Origin of the sequence: Nocardia sp. NBC_00508 (assembly GCF_036346875.1) — a bacterium.
GTDB lineage: Bacteria > Actinomycetota > Actinomycetes > Mycobacteriales > Mycobacteriaceae > Nocardia.
The window spans coordinates 2,971,115-2,984,738 of the sequence record NZ_CP107852.1 but is presented as its reverse complement, the minus strand read 5'-3'; the positions used below and the strand labels follow the sequence as shown (position 1 = coordinate 2,984,738).

Here is a 13,624-nt window from a genome sequence, read left to right as displayed (position 1 = left end):
CTATGCCCTTTCGCCTTCCAACTCGGTCCCGACGGCCGCGGCGGTGCCGAGATAGACCTCCTGGACTTTCGGGTCCGCCTGCACCTGCTCGACGCTGCCCTCACTGAGCACCTTGCCGCCCGCGAGGACGGTCACCGAGCTGGCGAAGGCACGCATGAAGTCCATGTCGTGCTCGACCACCACGACCACGCGTTCGCCGCCGATGCGGCGCAGCAGGTTTCCGGTTTCCTCGCGCTCCTCCGCGCTCATCCCGGCGACCGGCTCGTCCAGCAGCAGCACCGAGGCGTTCTGCACCAAGAGCATGCCGATCTCCAGCCACTGCTTCTGTCCGTGCGCAAGGGCGCCGGCGGGCTTGTCACGCAGGTCGGCCAGGCCGGTGGTCTCCAGCGCCTCCTCGATGCTCGGGAGCACCGATGTGCGGCGGCGCAGCATGGTGAGCACCGAGCGGCCCGCGCCCGCCGCGATGTCGAGATTCTGCAGCACGGTGAGCTGTTCGAAGACACTCGCGGTCTGGAACGTCCGCCCGATGCCGAGCCGGGCGATCTGGTGCACCTTTTTGCCGAGCAGTTCGACGCCGGTCTTCTGCGCCGATCCGCTCGCCGGGACCAGCCCGGTGATCGCATCGATGAGCGTGGTCTTGCCCGCGCCGTTGGGGCCGATGAGGAAGCGCAGATCGCCCTGCAACACCGTCAGGTCGACGTCGGTGACGGCCTTGAAGCCGTCGAAACTCACCGAGAGGCCGCGGATCTCGAGGTACTCGCTGGACATTCCGGCGTTGCCGCCGAGTTTGGGTTCGTGCGTCGTGTCGGTCATCGGGATTCCACTTTCTCGGTCGCGGGTTCCGGCAGCGTCTCGACCAGCACGACCGGAGCGGGGGCGGAGGGACGCCGGAACCGGCTGTCCACCAGTCCCTTCGCCATCGGCCACAGTCCGGCGAGTCCGGCCGGGACGAAGCCGACCACCACGATGAAGAGCACGCCTTGGAGGTAGGTCCACCCGGACGGGAACTCCTCGGAGAACGCTGTCTGCGCCCAGGCCACGCCGATCGCGCCGAGCACCGGCCCGAGCAGGGTGGTTCGTCCGCCGATCGCAACGCCGATGAGGAACGCGATGGACGGGACGACGCCGATGTCGGCCGGGGAGATGATGCCGACGATCGGGGTGAACAGCGCGCCGGCGATGCCCGCGAAGAAGGCGGCGACCACATAGGCGACGATCTTCACGTTCGCCGGGTCGTATCCGAGGAAGCGCACCCGCTCCTCCTGATCGCGCACCGCGACGAGCAGCTCGCCGTACCTGCTGTGCATCAGCTGCCGCACCAGCGCGACCACCAGCAGCAGCGTGCCCGCGGCGAGGAAGAACAGCATCCGCCGGTTGACCGGGTCGGACAGCTTGAAACCGAAGAAGGCGCGGAAATCCGACAGGCCGGTGAATCCGCCGATGGCCTGCTGACCGGTCAGCAGAATGGCCAGCGCGGCGGCCAGCGCCTGGCTGAGGATGGCGAAGTAGGCGCCCTTCACGCGGCGCTTGAACACGCCGTAACCGAGCGCCGCCGCGACCAGCGCGGGCAGCACCAGGATGCCGAGCAGCGCCACCGGAGCCGACGCGAAAGGCCGCCAGAACGAGGGCAACTCGCGAATGCCCGCGATCTCCATGAACTCCGGCACGTCGTTGCCGAGTCGCGCGGCGTCGGCCATTTGCAGATGCATGGCCATGATGTATGCGCCGATACCGAAGAACACGCCCTGACCCAGGGTGAGCATTCCGCCTCGGCCCCAAGCCAATCCGATGCCCACCGCGACGATCGCGAAGCACAGGAACTTCGCGAGCAGATTGAGCCGGAAGTCGCTGAGCACCGCGGGAGCGACCGCGAACAAGAAGACGGCGGCGACGGCGAATCCGGCCAGCGCGGTGAGCGAGGGGTGCGCGCGCCACCGTTGCACGAGTGTGGTCATGCCAAACTCCTTGTCCGGACGGTGAACAGGCCCTGCGGGCGGACCTGTAGGAAGATCACGATGATGACGAAGACGATGACCTTCGCGATGGACGCGGTGGTCGAGTATTCGATGTAGGAATTGAGCAGGCCGAGCGCGAACGCCGCGATCACCGTGCCCTTGATCTGGCCGAGCCCGCCGATGACCACCACCAGGAACGCGTCGATCAGATAGCTCTGACCGATGGTCGGGCTGGTGGAACCGATCAGCGTGAGCGCGACTCCGGCCACGCCGGCCAGCCCCGAGCCGATGAAGAAGGTGCTGATGTCGGTGAAACGGCTGGAGACACCCGAGGTTTCGGCCAAACCGCGGTTCTGCACCACCGCACGGATGCGTCGGCCCAGCGGTGTCGTCGCGAGCACCACGGCCAGCGCGGTCACCGTGACGACCGCGAGAACGAGGATGAAGATGCGTGTCTTCGGCACCACCGCGCCCAGGATCGTGACGCCGCCGCCGAGCCATTCCGGAGCGATGACGTTCTTGGCGGGCGCACCGAAGATGTCGCGGGCCAGCTGCTGCAACACCAGCCCGACACCGAAGGTGACCAGCAGTGTGTCCAGCGGCCGGTCGTACATCCAGCGGATCAGCCCCATCTCCAGCGCGGCACCGAGCATGCCGCCGACGAGGAAACCGATCAGCAGAGACACGACGAGCGAGACGCCCGCCGACGAGATGACCTTCTGCACTACATAAGTCGTGTAGCAACCGGCCATGATGAACTCGCCGTGCGCCATGTTGATCACGCCCATCTGACCGAAGGTCAGCGAGAGCCCCAGCGCGGCGAGCAAGAGAATCGATCCCAGGCTCAGCCCGGTGAAGAGCTGTCCGATCACAACGTCCATGGGGAGGAGACTCCTGTGTTGGTCAGGCTGTGTTGGTTTTTGCAGCGCCTGCGGCGCTGCGTGTTCGCGGCTGTGTTTGTTTGGCCGCGACTTCGTCGCGGCGTGTTCGCGGCCCTCTTGTGGCTCGCGTCCGAGCGACCGCCGCTGGCGACTGCGTCGCGGACGCGGCGGCCACTCGGACGCGAGCCGGGCCGCGAACGGGCAATGCTCGATCTCGCTTCGCTCGAAAGCCGGGGTTGGGCCGAGTGGTTGCAGAGGTTCGGAGCTGCCCGTCTGTGTCCGCGACCCCCCTCATTGCTCGCTTCGAGCGACCGCCGCCGGCGACTTCGTGGCGTGCGGCGGCAACTCGTAGCTGGGCCGCGGACACGGCTGCGGACACGGCTGCGGACTACTTCAGGCCCTTGGCCCATTCGTAGGACTTCAGGTACGGGTCCGGGGTTACCGCTTTGCCGGAGTCCCAGACGGTGTAGATGAGTCCGTCGGGACGGATTTCGCCGATGCGAGCGGTCTTGGTGATGTGATGGTTGGAGCCGTCGATGGTCACCGAGCCCTCGGGGGCCTCGAAGCTCACGCCGTCGGCGGCGGCCTGGATGTCCTCCACCTTGAACGACTTCGCCTTCTCGACGGTGTTCTTCCACAGGTAGACCGACGCGTAGGCGGCTTCCATGGGGTCCGAGGTCGGCTTGTCGGCGCCGAACGCGGCCTTGTAGTCGGCGACGAACTTCTTGTTCACGGGCGTGTCGACGGTCTGGTAGTAGTTCCACGCGGTGAGCTGGCCCGCGATGTTCTGCGCACCGATGCCCGCGACCTCCTCCTCGGCGATGGACACCGAGATCACCGGCATCTCGGCGGCTTTCAGGCCCGCGCTGGTGTATTCGCGGAAGAACGCGACGTTGGAATCGCCGTTGAGGGTGTTGAACACCGCGCCCGCCTTGGCGGTGCGGACCTTGTTCACGATGGTGGAGAAGTCGGTGGAGCCGAGCGGGGTGTAGTCCTCGCCCTTGATCTCGATGCCGTTGGCGGCCGCGTAGGCCTTGATCTCGCGATTGGCGGTCTGCGGGAAGACGTAGTCGCTACCGACCAGGTAGAGCGACGTGATGCCCTTCTGCTTCAGGTAGTCCAGCGCCGGGATGATCTGCTGGTTGGTGGTCGCGCCGGTGTAGAAGATGTTCTTGCTGTCCTCCAGGCCCTCGTACTGCACCGGGTAGTAGAGCAGCGAGTTGAGGTTCTCGAACTTCGGCTTCATGGCCTTGCGGCTCGACGAGGTCCAGCCGCCGAACACCGCCGCGACGCAGTCGGAGCTGATCAGCTTCTCCGCCTTCTCCGCGAAGGTCTTCGGGTCCGAGGCGCCGTCCTCCAGCACCAGCTCGATCTTCTTGCCGAGCACGCCGCCTGTAGCGTTGATCTGGTCGACGGCCAGCTTGGTGGAGTTGGCGACGGTGACCTCGGAGATGGCCATCGTGCCGGACAGCGAGTGTAGCGAACCGACCTTGATCGTTTCCTTCGATGTGTCGACGCAGGACGCGGCGTTCGAGCTGGTCGAGGCGTCATCCTTGGCGCCGCAGGCGGTCAGCAACAGGCCGGCGAGCGCGACCGCGGCTGGTACCGCCATCACCTTGACCAAGCGCCGAGGGCGCGGGATGGCACGGGAATCTGACATGGGCGGACCCTTCTCCTCATCAGGCAGTGCGGCGGCGCTGGGTTCGCGCCGCAGCGAATACGTCCGCCTTTGGCCCGGTCACGGCTGTAGACCGGGTTGTATACAGCGGCTGTATTCGTGATGCGAACGGTAGACAGAAGTTATTGCGCCGGAATATCTCTCGATGACGAGTCCGTTTCGTCTGTTTCGCGCGTGTGAACCTTTGCGGTTAACGGCCGGTGAATAGTTGTGAGGTTCTGACGAGCCCGTTGGCCGGGGCGTAGCTGGCTACGGTTGCGTAGCGTCTCCGTGATGCGGCACGCTTCGATTCGTACGACGTCAGAATCGTCCCGCCCCGGCGACTGCCGGGGACTCGAGTCGAGGAGGACCGGGTGGGTCACTACAAGGCGAACCTGAGGGATATCGAGTTCAACCTGTTCGAAGTGCTCGAGCTGGACAAGCTCCTCGATATCGGCGCCTACGGCGACCTCGACTCCGACACCGTCCGGGAGATCCTGTCCGAGGTCAAGCGGCTGGCCGAGGGACCCGTCGCGGACTCCTTCGCTGCCGCCGATCGGGAGCCGGTGGTGTACGACGCGACCACGTTCTCGATCTCGGTTCCGGAGCCGCTACGCAAGACCGTCACCGCCGTGCGCGAGGCGGACTGGAGCCGTCTGGCCATGCCGGAGGGCATGGGCGGCACCTCGGCGCCCGCAGTGCTGGTGTGGGCGGTCGGCGAGATGATCACCTGCGCGAATCCGTCGGCGTCGTTCTTCAACATGGGCCCGATCATGGCGTCTGTTCTGTACAACGTCGGCACCGAGCAGCAGAAGCACTGGGCCACACTCGGCTTCGAGAAGGGCTGGCAGGGCACCATGGTGCTGACCGAGCCGGACGCGGGCTCGGACGTGGGTGCGGGACGGACCAAGGCGATCAGGCAGGAGGACGGCTCCTGGCACATCGAGGGCGTCAAGCGCTTCATCTCCGGCGCCGAGGTCGGCGACACCGCGGAGAACGTCTTCCACCTGGTGCTGGCCCGGCCCGAGGGAGCGGGACCCGGCACCAAGGGCCTGTCGCTGTTCTACGTGCCGAAGTTCCTGTTCGACCATGACACGCTGGAACTCGGCGAGCGCAACGGCGTGTACGTCACCGGAGTCGAGCACAAGATGGGTCTGAAGTCCTCGCCCACCTGCGAGGTGACCTTCGGCGGCAGCGACCTGCCCGCCAAAGGCTGGCTGGTCGGCGAGGTGCACAACGGCATCGCGCAGATGTTCCAGGTGATCGAGAACGCGCGAATGATGGTCGGCGTCAAGTCCGCGGGCACCCTGTCGACCGGCTACCTGAACGCGCTCGACTACGCCAAGCAGCGGGTCCAGGGCGCGGATCTGACCCGGATGACGGACAAGGCCGCGCCGCGCGTGACCATCACACATCACCCGGACGTGCGGCGCTCGCTGGCCATGCAGAAGGCATACGCCGAGGGTTTGCGCGCGGTGTACCTGTACACGGCCGCACACCAGAACGCGGATGTGGCGCAGCTTGTTTCCGGCGCCGACGCCGATCTGGCGCACCGGGTGGACGATCTGCTGCTGCCGATCGTGAAAGGCGTCGGTTCGGAGCGGGCCTATCAGTACCTGACCGAGTCGCTGCAAACGCTGGGTGGTTCGGGCTATCTGCAGGACTATCCGATCGAGCAGTACATCCGGGACGCGAAGATCGACTCGCTGTACGAGGGCACCACCGCCATCCAGGCGCAGGACTTCTTCTTCCGCAAGATCGCCCGCGACCGCGGCGTCGCGCTCGGTCATGTCAACGCCCAGATCACGGCGTACCTGGACGCGAAGACCGGCCGGTTCGACGTCGAGCGCGAGCTGCTGCGCACCGCCGCGGCGGATGTGCAGGCGATGGCGGCCGCACTCACCGGCTTCCTGCTGGCCGCGCAGCAGACGCCCGCCGAGCTCTACAAGATCGGTCTCGGCTCGGTGCGCTTCCTGCTCTCGGTCGGCGACCTGCTCATCGGCTGGCGACTGCTGGTGCAGGCGGAGATCGCCGCCGCCGCGCTGGCCGCCGAGGCGCCGGAGAAGGATCGTGCCTTCTATACCGGAAAGGTCGCTGTCGCAAGCTTCTTCGCCAAGAACGTGCTGCCCAACCTGGCCGCGGTGAAGGGGATCATCGCCGCGCTCGACAACGACATCATGGACCTGGACGAGGCAGCGTTCTAACTCTCGTCACCGAGCACCGAGCTTGTCACCGAGGACCTCGACCGTCGCGCCGCGAGCCGACGGTCGAGGTCGGTGGCTGTTCGCGCGCGGCAGCTTCGTCGTGGTGAAAGTGCTGTGCTGCCTCCCCGCTGAGCTACCCGGGCCTAATCCCGCAGCGACACGGGGGGTCGTCCGCCAGCGGTCGGGGCTGGTGCCATGCCGTCAGGCGCCGGGATCGGCCAGCAGTTTGAGTACGACCGGGCGCGAGAGGGTGCCGGAGACCTGCCTGGCCAGCTGATTGGCGCTCGCGCCTGCGGCGTGGGCCGCGCGCAGGGCGGTGGCGAGTTCGTCGCGCGCGGCTTCGGCCGCTGATTGGGCCTCACGGAGGCGAGCGGCGGCCCGGTCCACATCGGACTGCCCTTTATCGGTGGTCAAGTCTTTGACCAGCTCGACTTCCGGAAGGCGCGCCTCGTACTCGCCGACGGCCGACTCGCGCCGCATCGCGGCCCTGGCGAACTCCATCAGGAATTGCCGGGTGGCGTCGGTGTCCTCCGCGGTCTCGCCCAGCAGCAGCCTGGTGGTCTGCGGCACCGCGAGCGACCAGTTGGCCAGGCCGCACAACGCGAGCAGCAGGCGGCCCGCGTCGGTGGAGTCCACGTCGAATTGCTCTTGGGCGCGGTCTGATTTGCGTACGTAGTGCTGGGCGCGCCAGCCATCGATGTCGTGCGCGTCCGCGCCGCGGTGCAGCGCCTCCCACAGCATCAGCCGCAACAGTTGGGGATTATTCCTGTGGTAATCGAACAGCTTGCCGACATACACGCCGGGTTCGGTGTCGGCCAGCGGTTCGACCACGGTGATGAACTCGCGCAGGGTCTCGATCAGGATGACGTCGAACAGCTTGTCCTTGCTGCCGAACAGCCCGTAGATGCGTTCCTTGTTGACGCCCGCCGCCTCCGCGATGCGGTCGACCCTGGCACCGGCCAGCCCGTACTGCGCGAATTCGTCGCGAGCGGCGCGCAACAGAGCCTGCCTGGTCGCGTCACTGCGTTTCATCGTGGCCGTCATGGGAAACACTCTACCAGTCTGTTAAACCAACTATTTGGTTGACAGAAACGCGTGGCGGACCTACCTTCGACGCATGGCAATGCCCACCCTCCAGCCCGTGGCCGGGACGCCGACCCGCGGTCTGTCGTCGCGTGCCCACACCGGACGCACCCTGCCCTTCTTCGTCCTGTCCGCCCTGCTGGCCACCGGCCAGATGTATGTCCCGATACCGCTTTTCACCGCGATGCAAGCCGACTGGGGCGTCGGCTCGGCCGTGATGACCTGGATCATCAGCGCGTTCGCCTTCGGATACGCGGGCGGCTTCGTCCTCTTCGGTCCGCTGTCCGACCGCTATGGTCACCGCCGGGTGCTGGTCACCGGGATGCTGGTCGCCGCGGCGGTAACCCTGTTGACCGGGCTGGCGGCCAACGCGCCGCTGGCCGTCGGCCTGCGGGTCGTCCAGGGCCTTGCGGTCGGCTCGATGCCGCCCGCGATCATGGCCTACGTGGCTACTCGCCTCGCCCCCGCGCACCGCGCGGTTGCCATCATGTCGGTATCCACGGCGTTCCTCGCGGCGACGGTGATCGCGCAGATCGTGTCGCAGGCGATGGTCGGCGCATTCCCCTGGCGCACCGTATTCATCGCATCCGCAATTGTTTTCGCCGTACTGGCGCTGGTATTGCGCACCATGCTGCTGCCCGACGTGCCAGCTGGGCGGGGCCGGCCGCTGCGGCACAGCTACGCCGCGATTCCCGCGGTGCTGCGGATCCGTCCGCTGCTGCCGCTCCTGGCCGCGGGTGCGCTGAGCATGGCCGTGATGGTCGGGGTCTACACCGCATCGAATTGACCGGCGTGGTCGATAACTCGGCCGAACTGCTCGCGCTGCGCGCGGGCGCGCTGCCGGTGATGATCGCGCTGCCGTTCGTCGCGGTACCGCTGGCCCGGCTGTCCAAACATGGTCAGATCCTGCTCGGCGTGCTGCTGTCCGCGGCCGCGATAGTGGGGGCGGCCTTCGAGGGAACGCATCCCGCCGTGCTGACCGTCCTGCTCGCCATCCTGGTCGGCGGCGTCGGCATCACCGCTCCAGCGGCATTGCAGAGCGCGGGCGAACTGGGCGGCGAATCCCGCGCCGCCGCAATGTCGGTCGCGATGTTCAGTTTCTACGTAGGCGCCACCATCGGCCCGCTCGTCGCCGCGGCTGCCGCGCCGCACGGCTTCGTGGTGCTCGCCGGGATCTTGGCGCTGCTGCTCGTCGCCGCCCTCGGTCTGACGATGGTCGGCCTGCGTGTCCCGCGGGCGGTGCAGCCTGCATCGAGGTAGCGCGAATTCTCTTCTCGCGCCATGACGACAACCTTCGCGTTCGGGGACTCGCGATCGAGCGGTGGCGGTGCGACTACTTCAACACGTATGGCGAAACCGAACTGCGGTGTTCACTGATGTCGAGCACCTTGCCAAGGGGCGGGAACGCGCGCTGCGGGCAGTTGGCGCGCTCGCAGACCCGGCAGCCCGCGCCGATCGGCGTCGGCTGCACTTCGTCGAGATCTATGCCGTCGGCGTAGATCACGCGGCCGGCGTGGCGCAGTTCGCAGCCGAGGCCGATGGCGAAGGTCTTGCTCGGCTGACCGTAGCGGGTGGCACGGCGCTCCACCGTACGGGCCACCCACAGGTACTTGCGGCCGTCGGGCATCTGGGCGATCTGCGTCATGATCTTGCCGGGGTAGGCGAAGGTCTCGTAGACATTCCACAGCGGACACGTCCCGCCGCTGGAGGAGAAGTGGAAACCGGTGGCGGACTGGCGCTTGGACATATTGCCCGCCCGGTCGACCCGGACGAACGAGAACGGGACGCCGCGCAGCGACGGTCGTTGCAGCGTAGAGAGCCGGTGACAGATGGTCTCGTAGCTCTGGGTGAAGAACGCCGAGAGCCGCTCGATGTCGTAGCGGAAATCCTCGGCGACCTCGTGGAAGTGTGTGTACGGCAGCACCGTAGCTGCGGCGAAGTAGTTGGCCAGGCCCAGCATGGCCAGCGTGCGGGCGTCTTCGGAGGCGAAATTGCCCTCCTCGACCAGTTTTTCCAGCAGTTCGCCGCATTCGAAGTAGGCCAGTTCGGCGGCCAGCTTGAAGGTGCGCTGCCCGCCGGACAGATGGGGTGCGATCTCCAGGTTCCTGGTCTCCGGGTCGTAGCGGTGCAGCACGCCCTCGCCGAGGTCGATGCGTTCGATGATCCGCACGTCGTGCGCGCGCAGCATCCTGGCGACCTCGCTGTTCACGTCGCCGCCGTGGAAACGGATGCGGGCGGTGAGGTCCTCGGCGGCCGTGTCCAACTCGTGGATGTAGTTCTGGCGCTGATAGAAGTAATCGCGCACTTCTTCATGCGGCTTGCTGATGGCCGCGCTGCCCGCGCCGTCGGCGAACCGGTCCTCGGTCGCGGCAGCCAGCTGCGCGGAGGTGTTGCGGTAGCGGTTGTGCATGTTGACCAGCGCGCGGGCCATGCTCGGATGCGCCGAGACGATGTCCGCGATCTCCTGGGCGTCGGCCCCGATACCCAGCTCCTGGTCCATGACCACCTCTTGCAACTCGGCGATGAGCCGGGTGTCGTCCTGGGCGGCGAAGAAGGTCGCGTCGACGCCGAACACGTCGCTGATCTTCAGCAGGACCGGTACGGTCAGCGGGCGCACGTCGTGTTCGATCTGGTTGAGGTAGCTCGCCGAGATCTCCAGCTGCTGCGCCAGCGAGACCTGGCTCAGCCCGCGTTCGGTCCGCAGCTGACGCAGCCGCGCCCCAACGTAAGTCTTGGCCATGCGCCCAGCTTATGGGCGGTTTCGCATCCGTGCCAAGGGAGGATTAGCACTCGGGTTCCTACGTGGGTGTCATACCCGGCGGCTACCGTCGGCAGGGTGTTGTTCTCGGATGTCGTCCTGGCCTCGGAGACGGTTCGGGCGACCAGGTCACGGAAGACGAAGATCGCCACGCTGGCGGGGTTGCTGACCTCGGCCGCGGCGCAGGAGCTGGCGCCGGTGGTCGCCTGGGTATCCGGCGAACTTCCGCAGGGGCGGATCGGGACGGGCTGGCGCACACTCGCCGCCCTGGACCACCCACCGGCGGTCGTGGCGACGCTGACGGTTTCCGCGGTGCATGCCGCGCTGAGCGATCTGGCCGAGACCTCCGGTCCCGGCTCGGCGGCGCGCCGCAGAGAACTGCTCACGGCGCTGTGGTCCGCCGCCACCGCGGACGAGCAGGGCTTTCTGCTGCGGCTGCTCACCGGAGAGTTGCGCCAGGGCGCGCTGACGGCTGTCGTCGCCGAATCCGTGGCGATCGCCGCCGAGGTGCCGCCCGACCTGGTGCGCCGGGCGTACATGCTGTCGGGCCAATTGCCGGTCACCGCCGCCGCCGCGCTGACCGGCGGCGCCGCCGCGCTCGCCGAGTTCCGGCTCGAGGTGGGGCGTCCGATCCAGCCCATGCTCGCCTCGCCCGGCGCGACGCTGGACGAGGCGCTGCTCGAATTCGAGGGCGAGGTGAGCATCGAGCACAAGTTGGACGGCGCCCGCATCCAGGTGCACCGAAACGGGGATCAGGTCCGGGTGTTCACCAGGACGTTGCGCGACATCACCGGGGGTGTTCCGGAGCTGGTCGACCTGGTCTCCGGTCTGGACTGCACGAGCGTGGTGCTGGACGGGGAGACGCTGGCGCTCACCGACGCCGGGCGGCCGCGTCCGTTCCAGGAGACCATGAGCCGTTTCGCCGAGGTGAGTTCCACCCGCGAACTGCTGCTGCACCCGTACTTCTTCGACTGCCTGCACCTGGATGGCCGGGACCTGCTCGACGCTCCGCTGTCGGAGCGGCGGGCCGCGCTGACGAAAGTGGCCGGCGAGCACAGCATTCCCGCGCTGCTGCGGCCGGATGCCGAGGCGGCCGCCGAATACTTCGACGGCGCGCTCGCCGCAGGGCACGAGGGCGTGATGATCAAGTCGCTGACCGCGCCGTACGCGGCGGGCAGGCGCGGCCGGGGCTGGCAGAAGATCAAGCCGACGCACACCCTCGACCTGGTCGTGCTCGGCGCGGAGTGGGGCTACGGCCGCCGCACGGGCTACCTCTCGAATCTGCACCTGGGCGCACGCGATCCGGACACCGGCGACCCGGTCATGGTGGGCAAGACCTTCAAGGGACTCACCGATGCGCTCCTGCACTGGCAGACGGCCGAGTTCCCGCGCCACGAGCGTTCCCGCGATCAGCACACCGTGTACCTGTGGCCGCGGCTGGTCGTCGAGATCGCCCTCGACGGGGTCCAGGTCAGCCCGCGCTATCCCGGCGGCGTCGCACTGCGATTCGCCCGCGTGGTGCGCTACCGGCCGGACAAGGAGCCCGCCGAGGCGGACACCATCGACACCGTTCGCGCGCTGCTGCCCTGATCGTTCGCGAAGTGAAGCGCGCCCGGTCGGCCGAGGGCGCGTGTCGGGCGTGCGAAGCGTCTCGAGCCACGGTAAGTATGGGCACCGCAAGGTTCCGGATGGCCGCCACAATGCCGGCCGGTTCGTGCTTCCGGACAAGGAATCGGCGGGTGGGCGGGATGATGCGAATGTTGCTGCGCGGGCGGTCTGCCCGATTGGTTGTGGCGCTGCTCGGCGCTGTGGCGGTGAGTGCGGTCGGGACGCCGGCGCAGGCGAATCCGATCGAGCAGTTCCTCACCCCCTCGCGCGAGTACAGCGGGATTCTGCCCACGCCGCTGGGCGATCCGTTCTACACACCGCCGCCGGAGTTCGAGAGCCTGCCGTCAGGAACGGTTCTCGCGTCCCGTCCGGGCGGCGCCGGTCTGACGCTGTTTCCGTTGACCTCGACCGAACTGCTGCTCCGGTCCACCGACGCCAAGGGCCGTCCGGTCCCGGTCGTCGCGACGCTGCTCGTGCCGAAGACGCCGTGGACCGGGCCGGGACCGCGCCCCCTGTTGACGTTCAATGCCGCGATCGATTCGCTCGGGCATCGGTGCGCGCCGTCCTACGAACTCAAGGGCGAGCTGTCGGGCAAGTTGTGGGCCGCCCAGATTCCCTTGTCGAAGGGCTACGCCGTGCTCGTGCCCGACCATCAGGGCCCGCGGCAGGCGTACGGTGCTGGACTGATGGCCGGACACGCGGTGCTCGACGCGATCAGGGCCGCGGTGCGAACGCCGGAATTCGGCTTGCGGCCGGACACGCCGACGGTGGTCACGGGCTACTCCGGCGGCGCCATCGCGAGCGGGTGGGCTGCCCAGCTGGCGCCGGAGTACGCACCGGAACTGAATCTCGTCGGGGCGGCGTTCGGCGGCGTCCCCGCCGACTTCGGCATGTTGCTGGACACCATGAACGGCCGCAACCTCGCGTCCGGGGTCTTCCTGGCCGCGACGCTCGGACTGGCCCGGGAGTACCCGGAGATGCTCGGCCTGATGAACGACAACGGCTGGCGGCTGGCCCAGATCGGCAAGGACCTGTGCATGTCGGCACAAGAGTTCGCCGGCGTCGTAGCGCCGATTCCGGTGCAGGTGCTCACCGACGCGGCCGCGCCCACCGACCTTCCGGTGATCAAGGAGATCCTGTCCGCCAATCGGATGGGCGCGGCCGCGCCGGCGGTGCCGGTGTTCCTCTATCACGCCTCGCACGATCCGTGGGTGCCGCTGGCCGGCGCGGAGAACCTCTACGCGGACTGGTGTCGTGCCGGGACGCCGGTCGATTTCCAGGTCTACCTCGGCGAACACTTCCTGGTCGGGCTCAGCGCTATCCCCGGAGCGACCGACTGGATCGACGATCGCTTCGCCGGTCGGCCGGTCACCCCCGGCTGCACCCGATTCGGCTGAGACTGGCGAACCAGGCCAGCCCATCCTGGACGAACGGCACGCGGCAACCGGGCGGCACTCCAGGTCACCATCACCAACGAC

The 13,624-nt window shown here is 67.6% G+C and carries 11 protein-coding genes; 5 read left to right on the top strand and 6 right to left on the bottom strand.

The genetic code is table 11. The features are described from left to right. The 4 genes from urtD to urtA all read right to left on the bottom strand — a co-directional run bounded on the left by urtD (position 1) and on the right by urtA (position 4,496). Positions 1 to 813: an urea ABC transporter ATP-binding protein UrtD gene (gene urtD, locus OHA40_RS13250; RefSeq protein ID WP_330233340.1), complete on the bottom strand. Its 813-nt coding sequence runs from the start codon at positions 811 to 813 to the stop codon at positions 1 to 3. Beyond that, positions 810 to 1,955: an urea ABC transporter permease subunit UrtC gene (urtC, locus tag OHA40_RS13245; protein ID WP_330233339.1), complete on the bottom strand. Its 1,146-nt coding sequence runs from the start codon at positions 1,953 to 1,955 to the stop codon at positions 810 to 812. Before urtC ends, urtD begins: the two co-directional genes overlap by 4 nt. Continuing rightward, positions 1,952 to 2,836, bottom strand: a complete 885-nt coding sequence (gene urtB, locus OHA40_RS13240; RefSeq protein WP_330233338.1) for an urea ABC transporter permease subunit UrtB — start codon at positions 2,834 to 2,836, stop codon at positions 1,952 to 1,954. The genes urtC and urtB overlap by 4 nt, the downstream gene beginning before the upstream one ends. Positions 2,837 to 3,224: 388 nt before the next feature. After that, positions 3,225 to 4,496 carry an urea ABC transporter substrate-binding protein gene (gene urtA, locus OHA40_RS13235; protein ID WP_330233337.1) on the bottom strand — a complete coding sequence of 424 codons (1,272 nt, stop codon included), beginning with the start codon at positions 4,494 to 4,496 and terminating at the stop codon, positions 3,225 to 3,227. A 371-nt stretch (positions 4,497 to 4,867) separates the two neighbouring features. On the opposite strand from urtA, the gene OHA40_RS13230 reads away from it, so the two are divergent. Next, entirely contained in the window at positions 4,868 to 6,697 is a 1,830-nt protein-coding gene (locus OHA40_RS13230) for an acyl-CoA dehydrogenase (RefSeq protein ID WP_330233336.1), read from the top strand. 201 nt (positions 6,698 to 6,898) lie between these two features. On the opposite strand, the gene OHA40_RS13225 is transcribed toward OHA40_RS13230, so the two are convergent. Further along, positions 6,899 to 7,741, bottom strand: coding sequence for a TetR/AcrR family transcriptional regulator (locus OHA40_RS13225; RefSeq protein WP_330233335.1), 843 nt, complete (start codon positions 7,739 to 7,741; stop codon positions 6,899 to 6,901). Positions 7,742 to 7,814: 73 nt separating this feature from the next. On the opposite strand from OHA40_RS13225, the gene OHA40_RS13220 reads away from it, so the two are divergent. Beyond that, positions 7,815 to 8,567, top strand: a complete 753-nt coding sequence (locus tag OHA40_RS13220; protein WP_330233334.1) for an MFS transporter — start codon at positions 7,815 to 7,817, stop codon at positions 8,565 to 8,567. Between the two features lie 5 nt (positions 8,568 to 8,572). Further along, the gene (locus OHA40_RS13215) at positions 8,573 to 9,040 is read left to right on the top strand and encodes a hypothetical protein (protein ID WP_330233333.1); all 468 of its coding nucleotides are present in this window, start codon (positions 8,573 to 8,575) and stop codon (positions 9,038 to 9,040) included. A gap of 73 nt (positions 9,041 to 9,113) precedes the next feature. On the opposite strand, the gene ramB is transcribed toward OHA40_RS13215, so the two are convergent. Next, complete coding sequence (gene ramB, locus OHA40_RS13210) at positions 9,114 to 10,520, bottom strand: acetate metabolism transcriptional regulator RamB (protein WP_330233332.1); 1,407 nt, start codon at positions 10,518 to 10,520, stop codon at positions 9,114 to 9,116. 96 nt (positions 10,521 to 10,616) lie between these two features. Between ramB and OHA40_RS13205 the strand changes: the two genes are divergently transcribed. Together OHA40_RS13205 and OHA40_RS13200 are read left to right on the top strand one after the other, a co-directional pair. Then, the gene (locus tag OHA40_RS13205) at positions 10,617 to 12,128 is read left to right on the top strand and encodes an ATP-dependent DNA ligase (protein WP_330233331.1); all 1,512 of its coding nucleotides are present in this window, start codon (positions 10,617 to 10,619) and stop codon (positions 12,126 to 12,128) included. 158 nt (positions 12,129 to 12,286) lie between these two features. Continuing rightward, positions 12,287 to 13,543 carry a lipase family protein gene (locus OHA40_RS13200; protein WP_330233330.1) on the top strand — a complete coding sequence of 419 codons (1,257 nt, stop codon included), beginning with the start codon at positions 12,287 to 12,289 and terminating at the stop codon, positions 13,541 to 13,543. Positions 13,544 to 13,624: the final 81 nt, after the last annotated feature.

Bases quoted from the DNA above. Each gene is read 5' to 3' on its own strand.
- urtD (WP_330233340.1), bottom strand. From the start codon at position 813: ATGACCGACACGACGCACGAACCCAAACTCGGCGGCAACGCCGGAATG.
- urtC (WP_330233339.1), bottom strand. From the start codon at position 1,955: ATGACCACACTCGTGCAACGGTGGCGCGCGCACCCCTCGCTCACCGCG.
- urtB (WP_330233338.1), bottom strand. From the start codon at position 2,836: ATGGACGTTGTGATCGGACAGCTCTTCACCGGGCTGAGCCTGGGATCG.
- urtA (WP_330233337.1), bottom strand. From the start codon at position 4,496: ATGTCAGATTCCCGTGCCATCCCGCGCCCTCGGCGCTTGGTCAAGGTG.
- OHA40_RS13225 (WP_330233335.1), bottom strand. From the start codon at position 7,741: ATGACGGCCACGATGAAACGCAGTGACGCGACCAGGCAGGCTCTGTTG.
- OHA40_RS13220 (WP_330233334.1), top strand. From the start codon at position 7,815: ATGGCAATGCCCACCCTCCAGCCCGTGGCCGGGACGCCGACCCGCGGT.
- ramB (WP_330233332.1), bottom strand. From the start codon at position 10,520: ATGGCCAAGACTTACGTTGGGGCGCGGCTGCGTCAGCTGCGGACCGAA.
- OHA40_RS13200 (WP_330233330.1), top strand. From the start codon at position 12,287: ATGATGCGAATGTTGCTGCGCGGGCGGTCTGCCCGATTGGTTGTGGCG.